Here is a 14,877-nt window from a genome sequence, read left to right as displayed (position 1 = left end):
AACGGCGGTTCCGCCGCAGGTCGCGAGCGGTGCAGGGTGTGCGGCATGAGCAAGTTGAGTCCGGAGCAGATCGCCCGGCACGCGCACGACGCGGGGTTCCGCGGGCAGGACCTGACGATCGCGGTGGCGGTCGCGCTGGCCGAGTCCGGCGGCGACCCCCGCGCGCACAACGCCACCCCGCCGGACAACTCCTACGGGCTGTGGCAGATCAACATGCTGGGCTCGATGGGGCCGGCGCGGCGGCGCGAGTTCGGGCTGGAGTCCAACCGGGAGCTGTTCGACCCGGCGGAGAACGCCCGTGCGGCGAACAAGATCTCCGGTGACGGCCGGTCGTGGACACCGTGGACCACGTACACGAGCGGTGCTTACAAGCGCCACCTGGACGAGGCGCGGCGAGGCGTCGAGGGGATGAAGCGCGGCGGTTCGCGGGGAGGGTCGGGAGGCGGCGGCTCGGGCGGCGGTTCCCGTGGCGGCTCGGGTGGCGGTGGGTTCTCCGTGGACGTGGGGGTGCTGCGGGACTACGCGCGGCGCACGCGGAACTCGGCGGACGACCTGACCGCGTTGGGTCGGCGGCACGTGCGCGAGGTGCGGGAGATCGCCGAGGACAGCTTCGGGCGCATCGGCAAGCAGTCCGGGTTCGCCGACGCGCTGGACAACTTCGGCGCGGCGCTGCGCAAGCAGGTCAAGGCGGTCGCGCACAACACCGACGCGCTGGCCACGTCGGCCGGCCGGTCCGCCCGCGCGTACAAGGAGCAGGAAGACGACATCGCCGGATCGTTGCGCGGCGGGAACCGCGGCGGCATCAGCGGTGGAGGGGAAGGCTAGTGGACACGCGGGAGATGGCCCGGCACTTCGCCGAGAGCATGATCGGCCACCGGAACTCCCTGGCGGGCAAGGCCGAGGACGCGGTGAAGGCGCAGTACGCGCTGCACCAGACCGCGTCCGGGCTCACCGACCAGCACGAGGACCAGCGCAAGGCCGCCCGGACGGTGCTGGAGCACTGGAAGGGCGACAACTCCGAGGGGTTCGAGAAGCGCGCGAACCGGCTGGGCAGGCAGCTGCGGGTCACCGCGGACGCCGCCCGTGACGCGGAGAAGATCGTCGCGGGCGTCACCAGCGCGTTGACGACCGGGCACGCGCGGGCGCGGCAGGCCGTCGACGAGTACCTCGACACGGCGACCCGGCTGCTGGACGCGGGCAAGGCCGTCGGCACGCAGGCCGCGTTGCTCAAGGCCGTGGCCCAGGCGGCGGACCTGGAGCCGAAGTACACCAAGGAGACCACCGCGACCGTCCGGCACGTGCGGGGTGAGCTGGAGGACGCCGCGCGCAAGCTGCGCGCGTTGGAGAAGGAGGTCGAGCACGACGGCGTCGCGGACGGGCGGGCCGAACGCACTCGCGGCCGCACCGGGCCGTCCCGCGCCCGCGCTCGCGGCCGTTCGCGGACGGTCATCTCGGCCGCACGGCGTGAGCTGGGCACCCGGGAGAACCCGCCGGGCAGCAACCGCAACCCGTACGGGCCGACGGCGGCGTGGTGCTCGTCGTTCGCCACCGCGATGTGGCGCAAGGCCGGGGTGGACATCCCGATCCTGCCGTTCACCGGCGACGTGTTCCGGTGGGGGCAGCGGCACGGGAAGGCGTACACGTCGTTGAGCGCGGTGAAGCCGGGTGACGTGCTGCTGTTCGGGAGCGGGCCGAGCAGCCCGGCGACCAGCACGCACATCGGGATCGTGGAGAAGGTCTCCGGTGGGACCGTGACGCTGATCGAGGGCAACTCCGGCGACAGCGTGCGGCGCAACACCCACCGGCTCAGCTCGGCGACGTTCTACGGAGGGGTGCACCCGTGATCACGGCGCACGCGCACGACCCGGACACGGGGATTTCGGTGGAGGTGGGCCCCGGCGGCGGGTTGCGCGACCTGGTGCTGGACTCGCGGTCGTTGCGGCTGGGGCAGTCGGGGTTGGCCCGCGCGATCCTGGCGTTGGTCGACACGGCGACGGCGCGGGCGAACGCGCGGGCCCGGCACGCGATCGGTGACGACGCGGCGGCGTTGGGGCTGGACGTGCGGGCGCGGTTGGTGGAGTCGGTCGAGGACACGACCCCCGAGACGTGGCGGGTGTGATGGGGCTCGGGGAGCGGTTGGACGCGGTGCGGCGGGAGGCTTCGGCGTCCGGGGTGACGGTGGTGGTCGACCTGCACGGGAAGCCGGTCGACCTGTCGTTCACGCGGGAGGCGTTGGCCGTGCGGCCGGACGAGCTGGCCGGCTTGATCCGCCGGTTGGCCGACGAGGCCGCCGCGGCGGCCGTGGCCGAGGGCATGTCGATCCTCGCCGAGGTCGTCCCACCGGACCTGCTCACGTCCTGAGCGTTGAACTCGGGGTACCTGAACGTAGGACACGCGCGTTCCGAACGTAGGACACGCGCGGCTTGAACGTAGGACTCTCGCGCGTGTCCTACGTTCGGAACAGGCGTGTCCTACGTTCAGGACGGGTGAGTTCTACGTTCGGGGTGGGTGCGGCGAGGGGTTAGGGGTGGGGTTGGGTCAGCAGGGTGGTCAGGTGGCGGGTCAGCCACGGTGTGTCGGCCGGTGAGAGGTGGACCCACTCGGTGTCCGCGGACTCGTCCGTGGTCAGGGCGTAGCGGCCGGCGGCGGTCTCGGTCCAGCTCAGGACGCGGGAACGGCCGGCGGGGCCGGTGGCGGCCAGTTGGCCGGTCGACTTGCGCGGCGAGTCGACCAGCGTGGTGATCGCCCGGGTGGCGCGGCCGGTGATGTCGGCCCGGGCCAGGGTGCGCTCCAGCGCGAGGTGGCCCGACTCGGCGTAGGCGTCCATCGCGGCGGCGAAGACGGACCTGGGCATCCGCACCTGCTCGCCGGGACCGGCGGGCGCGTCGCCGATGACGCGCGTGATCGCGGACGTCAGGTCGGTGACGGGCTCCAACGCCACCTCCCGGTCGTTGAGCACGGCCAGGACGCCTTGCCGGCCGCGGGCGGTGGCCAGCACGCGCCACGGGTGCGGGCGGAAGACCAGCGCGTCCACCGAGACCTCGCCGTGCGCGAGCAGGGTGAACAGGTCCTCCAGCTCCGGTGAGACGTCCTCGCCGTCGGCCAGGCCCGCCTCGGTCAACGTGCGGAGCACCTCCGCGCCAAGGGCGTCCCGGTCGTCCATCGTCTCACCGTGGGACGGCACTTCGAGCGGATAGGGCGGCTCGCCCACGCCCAAGTCCTCCCACAGCAGGTCGAACTCCAGGTGGGACAGGACGACCGCGGTCGCCGAACGTCGCGCCATGAGGCCAGAAGGTAGCGCCCGGCGCCCGCCTTCCGCGGCCGGTTGGGCAACACCGGTGGCTACGCTGCTCCCCGTGGACGTCGCCGGCGGGTTCCTGACTGTGCGGGCTTCCGGCGCGGCGGCGGCCAAAGCCGCGCTCAGCGGGGGTGCGCCCACCCCGGAGCACATCCAGCTGCTCGTCGGCTGCACGGTCGCCGAGGGCGTGCCCCGCCACGGCACCGCGCTTCGGTTTCCCGATTGCGCGCTGCACGTCCTGCCCGACGTGGTGATGCTGACCGTCGCCGAGGCCCGGCTGACCGTCGGCTTCGGCGAGCTCAAACCGCTGATGTTCCAACAGGTCCCGGTGGACGCCGCGCTGCGCTCGGTCTTCTCCGTCGCGGTGGCGCAGGTGCTCGCCGCCGCGCCCGCGCTGGACCCGCACGGCCTGTCCCACCACCTGCTCGGCCTGGCCGAACTGGTGCTGCGCAGCGCCCTGCGCGCCGAACTGGAGCGGGTGGACTCGCTGGTCGCGCGAAGACGCGAGGCGTTGGAGTACATGCGCGAGCACCTCTCCGACGCGAACCTCACCGCGGACCGGGTCGCCGAGGCGTTGTTCATCTCCCGGCGCCGCCTCTACCAGCTGTTCGACGACGGGCAGGGCGTGTCCGAACGCATCCGCGGCCTGCGGATCGACCGGGCCAAGGCGTTGCTGGCCGATCCGGCGAAGGCGGCGCGCGGCATCGGCGAGATCGCCAAGGACTGCGGTTTCGTCAGCGCCGCGCACTTCTCCCGGACGTTCCGCCAGGTGGTCGGGCAGACACCGAGCGAGTTCCGTAGTCGCTGAACGTCATGCCCGAGACGAACCGGCCCGCGACGCCCGCCACGTCGAGCCAGCCGCGCCCGGTCGGCGAGTGCAGCGTGAACACCGCGATCCGCGGGTGGTCCGGGTCGGTCACCACGACCTGCAACTGGGCGCCGGGCCCGGTCACCGGGATACGTTCCACGATCACCACCGGGTAGCCGGTCGCCGTCTCGCCCCGGGTGACCTCGCGGATCGCCGGGCCGTCGAGGTGGAAGCCGAGCTCGCCGGGATCGGCGGGCCGGTCGACCCCGACCACGCCCGCCATCAGCAGCGCCGGGTCCGCGTCCCGGTGCTCGACCACGGCCAGCAGGCCGGCGCCGTGCCGGTGCGCCAGTTCCGCGGCCTGCGTGGCGGACACTTCGAGACCGGGGTCGCGGGCGCCCTTGAGCCGTTGCAGCACGACCAACAGCTCCGCCGCGGTGCGTTCAGGAGTGCCGAGTGCCACCGGGGTCACCCCCGGCACGGGAGCGAGTCTCACCCCAGGCCCGCCCGGAACGCCGCCGCCGCGCCCCTGGTGGACGCCGGTCGAGGTGGACCGAGCAGCACGGAGGCCAGCTCGGCGGTGATCGACGAGAAGCCCGTGAGCGTGTCCGCGATGGCCGTCGACGGCTCCTCGGCGCGCAGCCGTTCGGCGACCCGCCTGGCCTCCGCGCGGTGGTCGCGCGCCAACAGCCGGGCCTCCTCCAGCACCTCGTCCAACTGCCGCCTCACCTCGTCGTGCCGGGCCGTCGCACGTTCGTGCGCCTCGCCGTCGGCGGCGGTGAACGCGGCCATCGCGCCGGTCCGGTCGACCTCGTCGGCGGCGTCGGCGAGCGCGCGCCGCAAAACCAGCGCGCGCCGGTCCAACTCCTCGGCCCGCCGCTGGTTGCCCAGCAGCGTGGTGGCCCACCCGTCGAGCACCTCGGCCGCCGCCCGCATCGCGCGCCGCACCGCCGTCAGCTCCGACACCACCGCCTCCAACCGCGTCCTGAACCCGTCGGCCGCCGCACCCGTCCACTCCCTCGGTGGCTCGCCGGGCACCCCGAAGGCGACGGAGAACCGCTCGCTCGCCGCCGCCACCGCGCCCGCGTGGCCCGGTGTGGGGTCGAAACCCAGACCCCGGTAGTCAGTCATGGCGCAGCTCGTCGGCCTGCCGATAGGTCTCACCCGCCGCGCGCAATGCGTTCGCCACCGCGTCCAGCTCGACACCGCGCAACACCCGCGCCCATTCCACCACCAGCTGCTCGACCGCCTCCGTGACGCCCTCCGGCCCCAGGTCGCCCGGCGGCTGCGCCACGGTGGACCCGGCGGCGCGCACCTCGTCGGCCGCCTCGTCCAACCGGCCCGCGAACGCGGTCAACGCGTCCGGGTCGACCAGGTAGCCGCCGCTCATTCGCCGAGCACCGGCGGGAACGCGGGCGGCAGGTCGTCCAGCAGGTCCAGGCCGTTGTCGTAGCGGTTGCGGTGCTCGCCGTCCTCCTCGCGGTTGGCCGGGGCCATCGGCGGGTACATGCCGAAGCCCTGCGGACCGCCCGTGCCGAGGACGGGTCCCACGCCGCCCCGGGCCGCCGCGCCACCCGGCACCGCGCCGAGCACGCCGGAGGAGCCACCCGGGCCGAACCCGCCCTGACCGAACCCACCCGGACCGAACCCGCCCTGGCCGGCGCCCTGACCTGAGCCGTAGCCGTGGCCGAACGAGCCGCCGCCCGGTCCGAGCCCGGCCTGCGAGCCGAACCCGCCGGGACCGCCGTGGGCGGTCTGACCGGGCGCGGGCCCACCGGCGGCGGCGACGGAAGTGGTGCCCTCCGGCCGCACGCCCGGCTGGAGCGGCGAGGGGTCCGCGGGTCCGGGCGTCTGCCCGGGCGTCTGCGGTGACGGCGGTGGCGCGGTCCAGGGCGGCGGCGTCGGCGTGGGCCGGTGGTCGGCCGTCGGCTGCGCGACGGTCGGCGCCTCGTCGAACACCGGCAGCTCGCGGCCGATCCCGTGGCTGGCCGCCTCGTACTGCTCCATCACCCGGACGGCCTGGTCCATCGCCTCCTGCTGCTCCCGCTTGGACGGCATGTGGTCGTCCAGGAGCTGCTTGAGCATGTACGCGCCCTGCGGCCCGTCGAGCGTGGTCACGTCGTACCCCTCGCGGAACCACTTCTCGGCGTCCGGGTGCACCGGCTCCGGGATCGCCCGCGCGGCCTCCGTCACCGCCGAGGTGTAGCCCTCCAGGCCCTCGCCCACCTGGAACGCCTGCTTCGAGGACTGCGCGCCCCACTTGGTGAGCTCCGAGACCGACGCCGCCGCGGTCACGGCCGACGGTCCGCGCCACGACAGCGCCAGGCCCTGCACGATCTTGCGCACGTCCGCGGTCGCCTGGTCGATGTCGGCGGCCAGGCGCTGCCACTCGTAGGTGCGGGTGGCCATCTGCGCGGCGTCGGCCGACTTCACCATGTCCCAGAGCTGCCGGTGCGTGTACGCCCGCCAGTTGATCTTGCCGAAGGCCTCCGGCTCCCGGTTCGCCCGGCGCTGCTTGAGCCGCTTCTCGTTGCGCCGACGGGTGGCCCGCGAGTAGTCGTGGAAGTCCGACCAGTACCCGCCCTTGCGCTCGCGCTCGTTCACCGCAGCCGCCCCAGGTCCTGCCGCACCTGCTCGTCCTGTGCCTCGTGGGTCCGGCCCACCTGCTCCAGCGAGTCGCGCAACCGCTCCAGCTCTTTCAGGTAGGACCGCAGCGCCGTGCGCACGCCACCGCCGAGGTCGCCGCCGCGCAGGCCGAACGCCCGGCGCATGTTCAGCGCGACCGGGCCCTTGCCGTCGCCGAGCGGTTGCTCCATCTCCCGGTCCGCGCGGGCCAGCAGCTCGGTCAGCACCCCGTGCAGCCGTTCCAGGTCGGACACCGCCGTGGTGAAGGAGGCCAGGTCGAGCTCGATGAAGTCACCGCCCTCGGCGACCACGTCCGCCGCACCGGCGCCGGTCGGCTCGGGCACCACCGCAACCGCGACCGGCCCCGACTCGCGCTGCTCATCGCGCAGCTCTTCGCGCATCCGCTTGGCGTCCTCGACGCCGCGCACCCTGACGACCATGGACCACATCGTGGTGTGCCCGCGCGCGGGTGACCAGACCGGGTGCACAGCGGGAGCAGCGTCGGTGCACGATCGGACAAGGCGAGCGCACGACGAGGGTGCGGCCGAAGCGCACGATCGGACAAGGCGAACGCGCGGCGGTGGTGCGTGATCGGGTGGAACGTGTGCGAAAATCGCGTCCCGTGCCGTCACCTGCCGTTCACGCGCGCGCCGTGTTGCTCGCCGGTCCTTCCGGCTCGGGCAAGTCCACCCTCACCACGCACCTCGGCCTGCCCGTGCTGCGGCTCGACGACTTCTACCGCGAGGGTGACGACCCGCTGCTGCCCCGGGACGAGGCCGGCCGCCCGGACTGGGACGCCGAGGGCTCCTGGAACACCTCCGACGCCCTCGCCGCCGTGGTCGAGCTCGCCACCACCGGGACGGTCCGGGCGCCGGTGTACGCGCTCGGCGAGGACCGGCGGGTCGGCTGCCGCACCGTGACCGCGCCCGGCCTGTTCATCGCCGAGGGCCTGTTCGCGGACCGGCTGGTGGCCGGCTGCCGCGAGGCGGGCGTGCTGGCCGACGCGATCGTGCTCGCGCCCAACGCCCTGGTGACGTTCGCCCGCCGGTTCGCCCGGGACGTGGCGGAGGCGCGCAAGCCGGTGCCCCTGCTGGCCCGCCGCGGCCTGCGGCTGCTGCGCGAGCACCCCGGCGTGGTGCGCCGCTGCGTGGACGCCGGCATGCGCCCGATGCGCCCGCACCACGTCCGGCTCGCCACGATCGGGGGCATGGCGCCCGCGCCGGTGTAGCCGGACCGCGCCGGGGGTACTGCTGCCGGCATGGCTGAGTTCGAGCACGAGCAGGCGATCCCGGTCGACGCGCGGGTGGTGTTCGACCTGGCCCGCGACGTCACCGCGATGGAGGCGTGGCTACCCGACGGCCTCCAGGTCGAGCGGAGCGGTCCGGAGCGGGTCACCGGGCGGGTGTCGATGGGCGACGAGATCGACGAGGCCGAGGGCTACCTGGCCGCGGACACCGAGCAGCGCCGGCTGGAGTGGGGCGACCTCGACGGCGGCGGCTACTCGGGGTGGCTCCAGGTGGACGACGAAGGCCCCGGTCGCAGCCGCGTGGTGCTGCACCTGGACGTTCGCGGCGAGCACCACGCGGCGGAGGGCGGCGAGGCGCACGAGATCACCGACGAGCACCTCGTGCAGGCGCTGAACCGGCTCGCATCGCTGGCGACACAGAGCGTCACGTGAGCGTTTTCACTGATCATCAGGTTTGAACGCGGAAAAGCGACATTTAGTGTGAGCGCCGTTCACCTGGGCACGTCCGCACGTCGAGGCCCCGGATCGTCTTCGAGGGAGCTTCGATGTTCCGCGCGCTGCGCGGCCGCAACTACCGCCGCTGGGCGTTCGCCGACCTGATCTCGGTGACCGGCTCGTGGATGCAGTTGATCGGCCTCAACTGGGTCGTGCTCGAACGGACCGGCTCGGCCACGTCCGTCGGCCTCTCGGTCCTGCTGGGCACGCTGCCGTCGGTGCTGCTCGGCCCGTGGGCGGGCGCGCTGGCCGACCGGCTGCCGGTGCGCCGGATCATCCTCACCTGCCAGGCCCTGCACGCCGCGCTGGCCGCGCTGCTGGCCCTCGCGGTGTGGCAGGGCGCGTCGATCACGGCGGTGTTCGCGCTGACGTTCGCCTCCGGGCTGGTGACGGTGTTCGACGGGCCCGCGCTCGGCCGGTTCGGCGGGCAGGTGGTGTCCCGGGAGGACCTGGGCAACGCGGTGGCGCTCGGCTCGGTGCTCAGCTCGACCGGCCGCATCCTGGGCATGAGCAGCGCCGCGGTGCTGGCCGCCGCGTTCGGCTCGCCCGCGCTGTTCCTGATCAACGCGGTGAGCTTCCTGGCCGTGATGGTCGCGGTGCTCACCATCCGCCGCGCCGAGCTGCACCCGTTGGAGCGCAGCCCGGCCGGCCGGGTCGGCGTGACCGCGGGCCTGCGGTACGTCGCGGCCAGCGGGCGGCTGCTCCTGCTGTTCGCGCTCGGTTTCACGCTGTCCAGCCTCGGCCGCAACTACCAGGTCACGATGGCCGCGATGAGCCCGGACGCGACCGCGTACGGCCTGCTGTCGACGGTGTTCGCGATCGGCACGGTGCTCGGCGGGCTGGCCGCGGCGGCGCGCAGGGCGCTGACCGTGCGGCTGCTGCTGGTGGTCGCCTGCGCCACGAGCCTGCTCCAGGTGACCAGCGGGCTGGTGCCCGGTCTGCTGGGGTTCGCCCTCGTGCTGCTGCCGATCGCGGCGGGCGCGGTGGTCATCGACACGACCATGAGCACGCGGATCCAGCTCGACACCGCCGACGGGATGCGCGGCCGGCTGCTGGCGGTCAACTCGGCCGTCGGCGCGGCGGCGGGCGCGGTGGGCGCCCCGCTGCTCGGCTGGCTGTGCGAGCGGATCGGCGCACCGGAGACGCTCGTGCTGGCGGGCGTGCTGACGCTGCTGGCGACGGCGTGCGCCGCCTCCGTGCTGGCCGCGCCGCCGCACCGCCGGACCGCGTTGGCGCACCGCGTGCTGCGCCGGCCGCACCAGCCCGCCCCGCCCGCCGGTCATCCGCACGGACCAGTGCGCCCGGGGAAACGCCTCAGGCCGCGTGCGCGCGTCCGGGTGTAGCTCCGCAGGTCCGGAGAGCGGTATGGATTGGGCCGCTCGGATGCACTGAGTAGTCGCCCATTCACAGATCGAGGTGGCCCCCGTTACAGTCATGGCTGCTCCTGGGAGCGCTCCCAGAACCTCAACGAGGAGGTGAACGACGTGACGGCCCGACGATGGATCGCACTGGCCGCGGCTGGTGCGGCAAGCCTGCTGATTGCCACGCTCGTGAATGTGGTCGGCCCCACCACCGCGTCCGCGCACGGCGCGATGATGACGCCGGGCAGCCGGACCTTCATGTGCTGGAAGGACGGCCTGAGCCCGACGGGCAACATCCAGCCGCAGAACCCGGCCTGTACCGCCGCGGTGAACGCCGGTGGCACCAACGCGCTGTACAACTGGTTCGGCGTGCTGCGGTCCGACGGTGCCGGCCGCACCAGCGGCTTCATCCCCGACGGCAAGCTGTGCAGCGGCGGCAACCCGACGTTCTCCGGGTTCGACATCGCCCGCAACGACTACCCGGTGACCCACCTCACCTCCGGCGCGAACTTCGGCTGGACCTACAACAAGTGGGCCGCGCACCCCGGCACGTTCCACCTGTACGTCACCAAGGACAGCTGGAGCCCGACCCGGCCGCTGGCCTGGAGCGACCTGGAGAGCACGCCGTTCCACAGCGTCACGAACCCGCCGAACAGCGGGGCCGTGGGCAGCGTCGAGGGCAAGTACTACTGGAACGCGAACCTGCCGTCCGGCAAGTCCGGTCGCCACATCATCTACTCGGTGTGGACCCGTTCGGACAGCACGGAGACGTTCTACAACTGCTCCGACGTCGTGTTCGACGGCGGGAACGGCCAGGAGACCGGCGTCGGCAACGGTGGCGGCACGACCACCACGACGACGACCACCACCACGTCGACCAGCACCTCGACCAGCACCACCACCACGACCCCGACCAGCACCACCACCACGACCCCGAACAACCCGGGCGACCCGAACTGCATGGCGATCTACAAGATCACCAGCTCGTGGTCGGGTGGCTTCCAGGGCGAGGTCGAGCTCATGAACCACAGCAAGAGCGCGTACAACGGCTGGACCGCCACCTGGACGTGGGGCGGCAACCAGGCCATCAACAGCCTGTGGAGCGGCGTCAAGTCCGGCTCCGGCTCGCAGGTGATCGTCAAGAACGCGGCGTGGAACGGCACGGTGGCACCGGAGGCATCGGTGAAGTTCGGCTTCACGGCCAACTACTCCGGCGCCAACTCGCTGCCCACGGTGACCTGCACCAGCCCCTGATCCCCCTGTCGGGCTGATTCGGGCGGTCGGACTGATCCGGGCTGTCGGGCCGATCCGGGGCCGTCAGTCCAGGCGGAACCCGAACGGGAGCTCCAGCCGGTGCCGGGCGAGCAGCTCGGTGTCGGCCAGGAGCTCCCGCGTCGGTCCGTCGGCCACCACGACACCGCCGTCGATCAGCACGCTGCGCGGGCACAACTGCAGGGCGTAGGGCAGGTCGTGGGTGACCATGAGCATGGTGTGATCCAACCCCAGCAACACCTCGGCCAGCTCTCGGCGGGCCACCGGTTCCAGGTTCGCCGAGGGCTCGTCGAGCACCAGGATCTCCGGGTCGCAGGCCAGCACGGTGGCCAGCGCGACGCGGCGGCGCTGCCCGCCGGACAGGTGCAGCGGCGACCGGTCGGCGAACCCCTCCATGCCGACCGCGGCCAACGCGCGGTCCACCCGTGCGTCGAGCTCCGCGCCGCGCAGCCCGAAGTTCGCCGGGCCGAACGCCACGTCCTGCCGCGCGGTCGGCAGGAACAGCTGGTCGTCGGGGTCCTGGAAGACCACGCCGACGCGCCGGCGGATCTCCTTGAGGTGCGCCTTCTCCACCGGCAGCCCGGCCACCTCGACCAGGCCGGAACCGCCGCCCAGCACGCCGTTGAGGTGCAGCACGAACGTCGTCTTGCCCGCGCCGTTGGGACCGAGGACCGCGACCCGCTCACCGCGTTCCACCCGCAGGTTCACCCCGTAGAGGGCCTGGTGGCCGTCCGGGTACGCGTACGCCAGCTTCTCCACCACCAACGCGGGCGCGGACCGCCGCGGCTCGACCGCCGCACCGCCACCGGCGCCGTCGGGCATCCGGCCCGTCCAGCCTCGCGACACCATCGCCAGGTGCACCCTCTCGCCGCGTTCGTAGGAGCGGATGAACAGGCTGCCCACGCCGCGCGCGGTCGCGCCGAGCTGCCAGAACAACCGCGGGTCGTCGCCGCGGGAGATCCGGGCCACCCGCATCCGCCTGGCCTCGCCGACGATCACCTCGGCGTAGCGCAGCATCAGCGTGGCGATCGTGACCAGCACCGACGGCATCCGCAGCCGTTGCAACCCGAGCAGCAGGTCCTGCGGCGCGGTGGTGGCGGCGAGGGTCAACGACGTCAGCAGCCCGAGCGTGCCCTTGGCCAGGATGTTCCACCCGGCCAGCGCGCCCTCCACCGACACGGCCACGCCCAGCACGTCGACCCGCTCCCCCGCGCCGGTGAACGGCAGCAGCAGCACCAGCAGCACGAACGGCACCTCGATCACCGACCGCGCGGCGAACCACCGCACCGGGACGCGGGCCACCGCCCAGACCGCGGTGAGCGCGAGCAGGTACGCGCCGAACGCCCAGAAGGCATCGCGCGGCGTGGCCACCACGCACAGCACGGCCACCACCGTGGCGACGATCTTCGTCTGCGGTGGGAGGCGGTGCACCGGCGAGTCGCCCGGCCGGTGCAGGAAGCCGTGGTGCCCGGCGCTCACCCCACGTCGGTTTTCACGTCGGAACGCACGTCGGTGTTCCCGGCGGTGTTCCCGTCGGAACGCTTGCGCAGCAACCGGAACAACCCGGCCGCGACGGCCAGCGTGAGCACCACGCCGAGGATGCCCGCGAGGCCGGTGAACCGGTCGTCGCCCGCCACCGCGTAATCGGCCAGCGGCCACCCCGCCAGCGGGTGGTCCTGGGCGTGCTCGGCGATGCCGTGCTGCTCGGTGACGTGGTCGAGCCCGTCCGGGTCCGGGTCGGCGAAGTAGGACACGACCCCGGCCAGCAGCAGGCTGACCACCGCGAACCCCAGGAAGAAGCGCTTCACGCCCTCAACTCCAGCTTCTGCGGCACGCCGCGCAGCAGGTGCACCAGGTCCGGCCGGGCGGCCGCGACCGCGGTCACGGTGACCGCCGTGATCAGGCCCTCGCCGATGCCGATCAACACGTGCACGCCGAGCACCGCCGCGGCGACCGTGCCGAACGCGACACCGCCCTGGCCGCCGATCGCGTACTCCAGCACGAAGCCGAACGCCGCGAGCACCGTGTTGACCAGCGCGGACACGAACGCGACGGCGGCCAGGCCGCCCTTGTTGCGGGTGGCGAGCCGGCGCAGCGCCACCGCCGTGAGGTAGCCGACCGCCGTGCCGACGAGGGCCATGTTGGTGATGTTCGCGCCGAGCGCGGTGACGCCACCGTCGGCGAAGAAGAGGGACTGCACGACCAGCACGATCGTCACGCACAGCGCGCCGACCCACGGCCCGACCAGGATCGCGGCGAGCGCGCCGCCGAGCAGGTGCCCGCTCACGCCGGGCAGCACCGGGAAGTTCAGCATCTGGGCGGCGAACACGAACGCCGCCACCAGCCCCGCCATCGGCGCGGTCCGGTCGTCCAGGTCACCGCGGGCCTTGGCCAGCGCCACGCCCACCCCCGCCACGGCGACCGCGACGAACAGCAGCGAGGTCGGCGCGTTGAGCAGGCCGTCGCTCATGTGCATTGCCACCTGTTCGGACACGCACCCCACGCTAGTTGCACATAGACCGCAATGGCCAGCTCGATGCAACAACGACGTGGATCACACCGTCCGCCGCCGCAACGCCGCACGAACGGGATCGCGTGCCGCTCACGTGGTCGGGACCGCGGGCTCGACCTCCCGGGTGAGCGCGGTCAGCGTGGCGAGCAGGCCGGGGAACCGCTGGTCGAACTCGGCCCGGCGGAGGCGGACGAACGTCCCGTTGCCCGCGTCGCGCTGCACGATCAGCCCGGCCTCGCGCAGCGCCCGCCAGTGGTGGGTCTTGGTGGACTTCGCGACCGGCATGGGGAACGAGGAGCACGCCCGTTCGGCGTCGTCCGGGTCGGCGGCGAGTTCGGCCACGACCGCCCGGCGCATGGGGTCGGCGAGCGCGCGGAACACCACACCGAGGTCGACCTCGGCGATCGGCGGCACGGCCATGTCCACGGGCGACCCTCCTCGACAAAGGTACGAAGTTCGTCGTACCTTTTGAGTGCGACGTCCATCGTACCTCCGGAGGCGGCCGTGCTCTGCGTGCTCGACGTCAACGAGACCCTGCTCGACCTGGCCTCGCTGGACGACTTCTTCGCCGACCTCACCGGCGACGCCGGGGCCCGGCGGGAGTGGTTCGACCTGTTGATCCACAACGCGCTGACCACGACCGCCCTGGGCGGGTACAAGCCGCTCGGCGAGATCGCGGGCGCCTGCCTGGGGTCGGTCGCCGCCGCGCACGGCGGCACGGTGACCGGCGAGCACGAGAAGGAGCTGGCCGGGCTGCTGCGCGAGCTCCCGGCCCACCCCGAGGTGGCCGACGCGATCGCCCGGCTGCGCGAGGCGGGCTTCGGCGTGGTCACCCTGACCAACTCCGTCGCCGCCGTCGTCGAGGACCAGATGGTCAACTCGGGCCTGCGGCCGCTGATCGACGCCATCTACGCCGCCGACCAGGTCCAGCGCCTCAAGCCCGCGCCCGAGCCCTACCGGCTGGTGTTGCGCGAGCAGGGCGTCGCCGCGTCCGACGCGGTCCTCGTCGCGGCGCACGACTGGGACGTGGCCGGCGCCGCGGCGGCCGGTCTGAACAGCGCGTTCGTCGCCCGCGAAGGGCGCAAGCCACTGCCCGCCGCCGACGCGCCGACCATCGTCGGCGACGACCTGGACGACGTCGCCACCCGGCTCATCGCCAAGTACGGGAGCTGACGGCCCGCACCCGCCGGTCGGCCCCGCCACCGGGACCGGCCGACGCCCGCCGCCGTCGCCTACCGCCACCGGAGGTTGCCACTATGC

20 protein-coding genes and 1 pseudogene are annotated in these 14,877 nt (G+C 73.3%); 10 read left to right on the top strand and 11 right to left on the bottom strand.

Features of this window, described 5'->3' with window-relative positions; translation table 11 throughout:
• Positions 1-45: 45 nt before the first annotated feature.
• The 4 genes from ACYVLT_RS39675 to ACYVLT_RS39660 are packed head-to-tail and all read left to right on the top strand — an operon-like array spanning position 46 to position 2,361.
• Positions 46-825: a transglycosylase SLT domain-containing protein gene (locus tag ACYVLT_RS39675; RefSeq protein ID WP_461125305.1), complete on the top strand. Its 780-nt coding sequence runs from the start codon at positions 46-48 to the stop codon at positions 823-825.
• A complete protein-coding gene (locus ACYVLT_RS39670) occupies positions 825-1,844 on the top strand; it encodes a CHAP domain-containing protein (RefSeq protein ID WP_461125304.1) in 1,020 nt (339 codons plus the stop codon). The genes ACYVLT_RS39675 and ACYVLT_RS39670 overlap by 1 nt, the downstream gene beginning before the upstream one ends.
• Positions 1,841-2,119: a YbaB/EbfC family DNA-binding protein gene (locus tag ACYVLT_RS39665; RefSeq protein WP_461125303.1), complete on the top strand. Its 279-nt coding sequence runs from the start codon at positions 1,841-1,843 to the stop codon at positions 2,117-2,119. The genes ACYVLT_RS39670 and ACYVLT_RS39665 overlap by 4 nt, the downstream gene beginning before the upstream one ends.
• Positions 2,116-2,361 (top strand): hypothetical protein, encoded by a 246-nt coding sequence (locus ACYVLT_RS39660; RefSeq protein WP_461125302.1) that lies wholly within the window; start codon positions 2,116-2,118, stop codon positions 2,359-2,361. The genes ACYVLT_RS39665 and ACYVLT_RS39660 overlap by 4 nt, the downstream gene beginning before the upstream one ends.
• 160 nt (positions 2,362-2,521) lie before the next feature.
• On the opposite strand, the gene ACYVLT_RS39655 is transcribed toward ACYVLT_RS39660, so the two are convergent.
• On the bottom strand, positions 2,522-3,283 hold the full coding sequence (locus ACYVLT_RS39655) for an ESX secretion-associated protein EspG (RefSeq protein WP_461125301.1): 762 nt from the start codon (positions 3,281-3,283) through the stop codon (positions 2,522-2,524).
• Between the two features lie 73 nt (positions 3,284-3,356).
• Between ACYVLT_RS39655 and ACYVLT_RS39650 the strand changes: the two genes are divergently transcribed.
• Positions 3,357-4,106, top strand: a complete 750-nt coding sequence (locus tag ACYVLT_RS39650; RefSeq protein WP_461125300.1) for a helix-turn-helix transcriptional regulator — start codon at positions 3,357-3,359, stop codon at positions 4,104-4,106.
• Here the strand turns inward: ACYVLT_RS39650 and ACYVLT_RS39645 are convergent.
• The 5 genes from ACYVLT_RS39645 to ACYVLT_RS39625 are packed head-to-tail and all read right to left on the bottom strand — an operon-like array spanning position 4,033 to position 7,171.
• Positions 4,033-4,578, bottom strand: coding sequence for a hypothetical protein (locus ACYVLT_RS39645; RefSeq protein WP_461125299.1), 546 nt, complete (start codon positions 4,576-4,578; stop codon positions 4,033-4,035). The genes ACYVLT_RS39650 and ACYVLT_RS39645 overlap by 74 nt on opposite strands.
• Positions 4,579-4,598: 20 nt before the next feature.
• On the bottom strand, positions 4,599-5,237 hold the full coding sequence (locus ACYVLT_RS39640) for a hypothetical protein (protein WP_461125298.1): 639 nt from the start codon (positions 5,235-5,237) through the stop codon (positions 4,599-4,601).
• Positions 5,230-5,496, bottom strand: a complete 267-nt coding sequence (locus tag ACYVLT_RS39635; RefSeq protein ID WP_461125297.1) for a WXG100 family type VII secretion target — start codon at positions 5,494-5,496, stop codon at positions 5,230-5,232. Before ACYVLT_RS39635 ends, ACYVLT_RS39640 begins: the two co-directional genes overlap by 8 nt.
• Complete coding sequence (locus ACYVLT_RS39630; protein ID WP_461125296.1) at positions 5,493-6,710, bottom strand: PPE domain-containing protein; 1,218 nt, start codon at positions 6,708-6,710, stop codon at positions 5,493-5,495. The genes ACYVLT_RS39635 and ACYVLT_RS39630 overlap by 4 nt, the downstream gene beginning before the upstream one ends.
• Complete coding sequence (locus ACYVLT_RS39625) at positions 6,707-7,171, bottom strand: hypothetical protein (protein ID WP_461125295.1); 465 nt, start codon at positions 7,169-7,171, stop codon at positions 6,707-6,709. The genes ACYVLT_RS39630 and ACYVLT_RS39625 overlap by 4 nt, the downstream gene beginning before the upstream one ends.
• 212 nt (positions 7,172-7,383) lie before the next feature.
• On the opposite strand from ACYVLT_RS39625, the gene ACYVLT_RS39620 reads away from it, so the two are divergent.
• The 4 genes from ACYVLT_RS39620 (at position 7,384) to ACYVLT_RS39605 (ending at position 11,087) form a co-directional block, all read left to right on the top strand.
• Positions 7,384-7,959 (top strand): uridine kinase family protein, encoded by a 576-nt coding sequence (locus ACYVLT_RS39620; protein WP_461125294.1) that lies wholly within the window; start codon positions 7,384-7,386, stop codon positions 7,957-7,959.
• A gap of 30 nt (positions 7,960-7,989) precedes the next feature.
• Positions 7,990-8,409 (top strand): SRPBCC family protein, encoded by a 420-nt coding sequence (locus ACYVLT_RS39615; protein WP_461125293.1) that lies wholly within the window; start codon positions 7,990-7,992, stop codon positions 8,407-8,409.
• Between the two features lie 113 nt (positions 8,410-8,522).
• Positions 8,523-9,815 carry an MFS transporter gene (locus tag ACYVLT_RS39610; protein WP_461125292.1) on the top strand — a complete coding sequence of 431 codons (1,293 nt, stop codon included), beginning with the start codon at positions 8,523-8,525 and terminating at the stop codon, positions 9,813-9,815.
• 141 nt (positions 9,816-9,956) lie between these two features.
• The gene (locus ACYVLT_RS39605; protein ID WP_461125291.1) at positions 9,957-11,087 is read left to right on the top strand and encodes a lytic polysaccharide monooxygenase auxiliary activity family 9 protein; all 1,131 of its coding nucleotides are present in this window, start codon (positions 9,957-9,959) and stop codon (positions 11,085-11,087) included.
• A 63-nt stretch (positions 11,088-11,150) separates the two neighbouring features.
• On the opposite strand, the gene ACYVLT_RS39600 is transcribed toward ACYVLT_RS39605, so the two are convergent.
• The 5 genes and pseudogenes from ACYVLT_RS39600 to ACYVLT_RS39580 form a co-directional block, all read right to left on the bottom strand.
• Complete coding sequence (locus ACYVLT_RS39600; protein WP_461125416.1) at positions 11,151-11,927, bottom strand: energy-coupling factor ABC transporter ATP-binding protein; 777 nt, start codon at positions 11,925-11,927, stop codon at positions 11,151-11,153.
• Between the two features lie 15 nt (positions 11,928-11,942).
• Positions 11,943-12,536 (bottom strand): annotated as a pseudogene (cbiQ, locus tag ACYVLT_RS39595) (cobalt ECF transporter T component CbiQ); the annotation flags it as partial.
• Between the two features lie 44 nt (positions 12,537-12,580).
• Positions 12,581-12,913, bottom strand: a complete 333-nt coding sequence (locus ACYVLT_RS39590) for a PDGLE domain-containing protein (RefSeq protein WP_461125290.1) — start codon at positions 12,911-12,913, stop codon at positions 12,581-12,583.
• Entirely contained in the window at positions 12,910-13,599 is a 690-nt protein-coding gene (locus ACYVLT_RS39585) for an energy-coupling factor ABC transporter permease (protein WP_461125289.1), read from the bottom strand. Before ACYVLT_RS39585 ends, ACYVLT_RS39590 begins: the two co-directional genes overlap by 4 nt.
• 108 nt (positions 13,600-13,707) lie before the next feature.
• Entirely contained in the window at positions 13,708-14,037 is a 330-nt protein-coding gene (locus ACYVLT_RS39580) for an ArsR/SmtB family transcription factor (RefSeq protein WP_461125415.1), read from the bottom strand.
• Between the two features lie 84 nt (positions 14,038-14,121).
• Between ACYVLT_RS39580 and ACYVLT_RS39575 the strand changes: the two genes are divergently transcribed.
• Positions 14,122-14,790 carry a haloacid dehalogenase type II gene (locus ACYVLT_RS39575; protein ID WP_461125288.1) on the top strand — a complete coding sequence of 223 codons (669 nt, stop codon included), beginning with the start codon at positions 14,122-14,124 and terminating at the stop codon, positions 14,788-14,790.
• Positions 14,791-14,877: the final 87 nt, after the last annotated feature.

This window comes from Saccharothrix stipae (genome assembly GCF_054781895.1).
The sequence above is the reverse complement of the archived record's forward strand: the minus strand, read 5'-3'. Positions and strand labels throughout refer to the sequence as shown.

Bases quoted from the DNA above. Each gene is read 5' to 3' on its own strand.
- ACYVLT_RS39675 (WP_461125305.1), top strand. From the start codon at position 46: ATGAGCAAGTTGAGTCCGGAGCAGATCGCCCGGCACGCGCACGACGCG.
- ACYVLT_RS39655 (WP_461125301.1), bottom strand. From the start codon at position 3,283: ATGGCGCGACGTTCGGCGACCGCGGTCGTCCTGTCCCACCTGGAGTTC.
- ACYVLT_RS39640 (WP_461125298.1), bottom strand. From the start codon at position 5,237: ATGACTGACTACCGGGGTCTGGGTTTCGACCCCACACCGGGCCACGCG.
- ACYVLT_RS39635 (WP_461125297.1), bottom strand. From the start codon at position 5,496: ATGAGCGGCGGCTACCTGGTCGACCCGGACGCGTTGACCGCGTTCGCG.
- ACYVLT_RS39625 (WP_461125295.1), bottom strand. From the start codon at position 7,171: ATGGTCGTCAGGGTGCGCGGCGTCGAGGACGCCAAGCGGATGCGCGAA.
- ACYVLT_RS39615 (WP_461125293.1), top strand. From the start codon at position 7,990: ATGGCTGAGTTCGAGCACGAGCAGGCGATCCCGGTCGACGCGCGGGTG.
- ACYVLT_RS39610 (WP_461125292.1), top strand. From the start codon at position 8,523: ATGTTCCGCGCGCTGCGCGGCCGCAACTACCGCCGCTGGGCGTTCGCC.
- ACYVLT_RS39600 (WP_461125416.1), bottom strand. From the start codon at position 11,927: ATGCCCGACGGCGCCGGTGGCGGTGCGGCGGTCGAGCCGCGGCGGTCC.
- ACYVLT_RS39580 (WP_461125415.1), bottom strand. From the start codon at position 14,037: ATGGCCGTGCCGCCGATCGCCGAGGTCGACCTCGGTGTGGTGTTCCGC.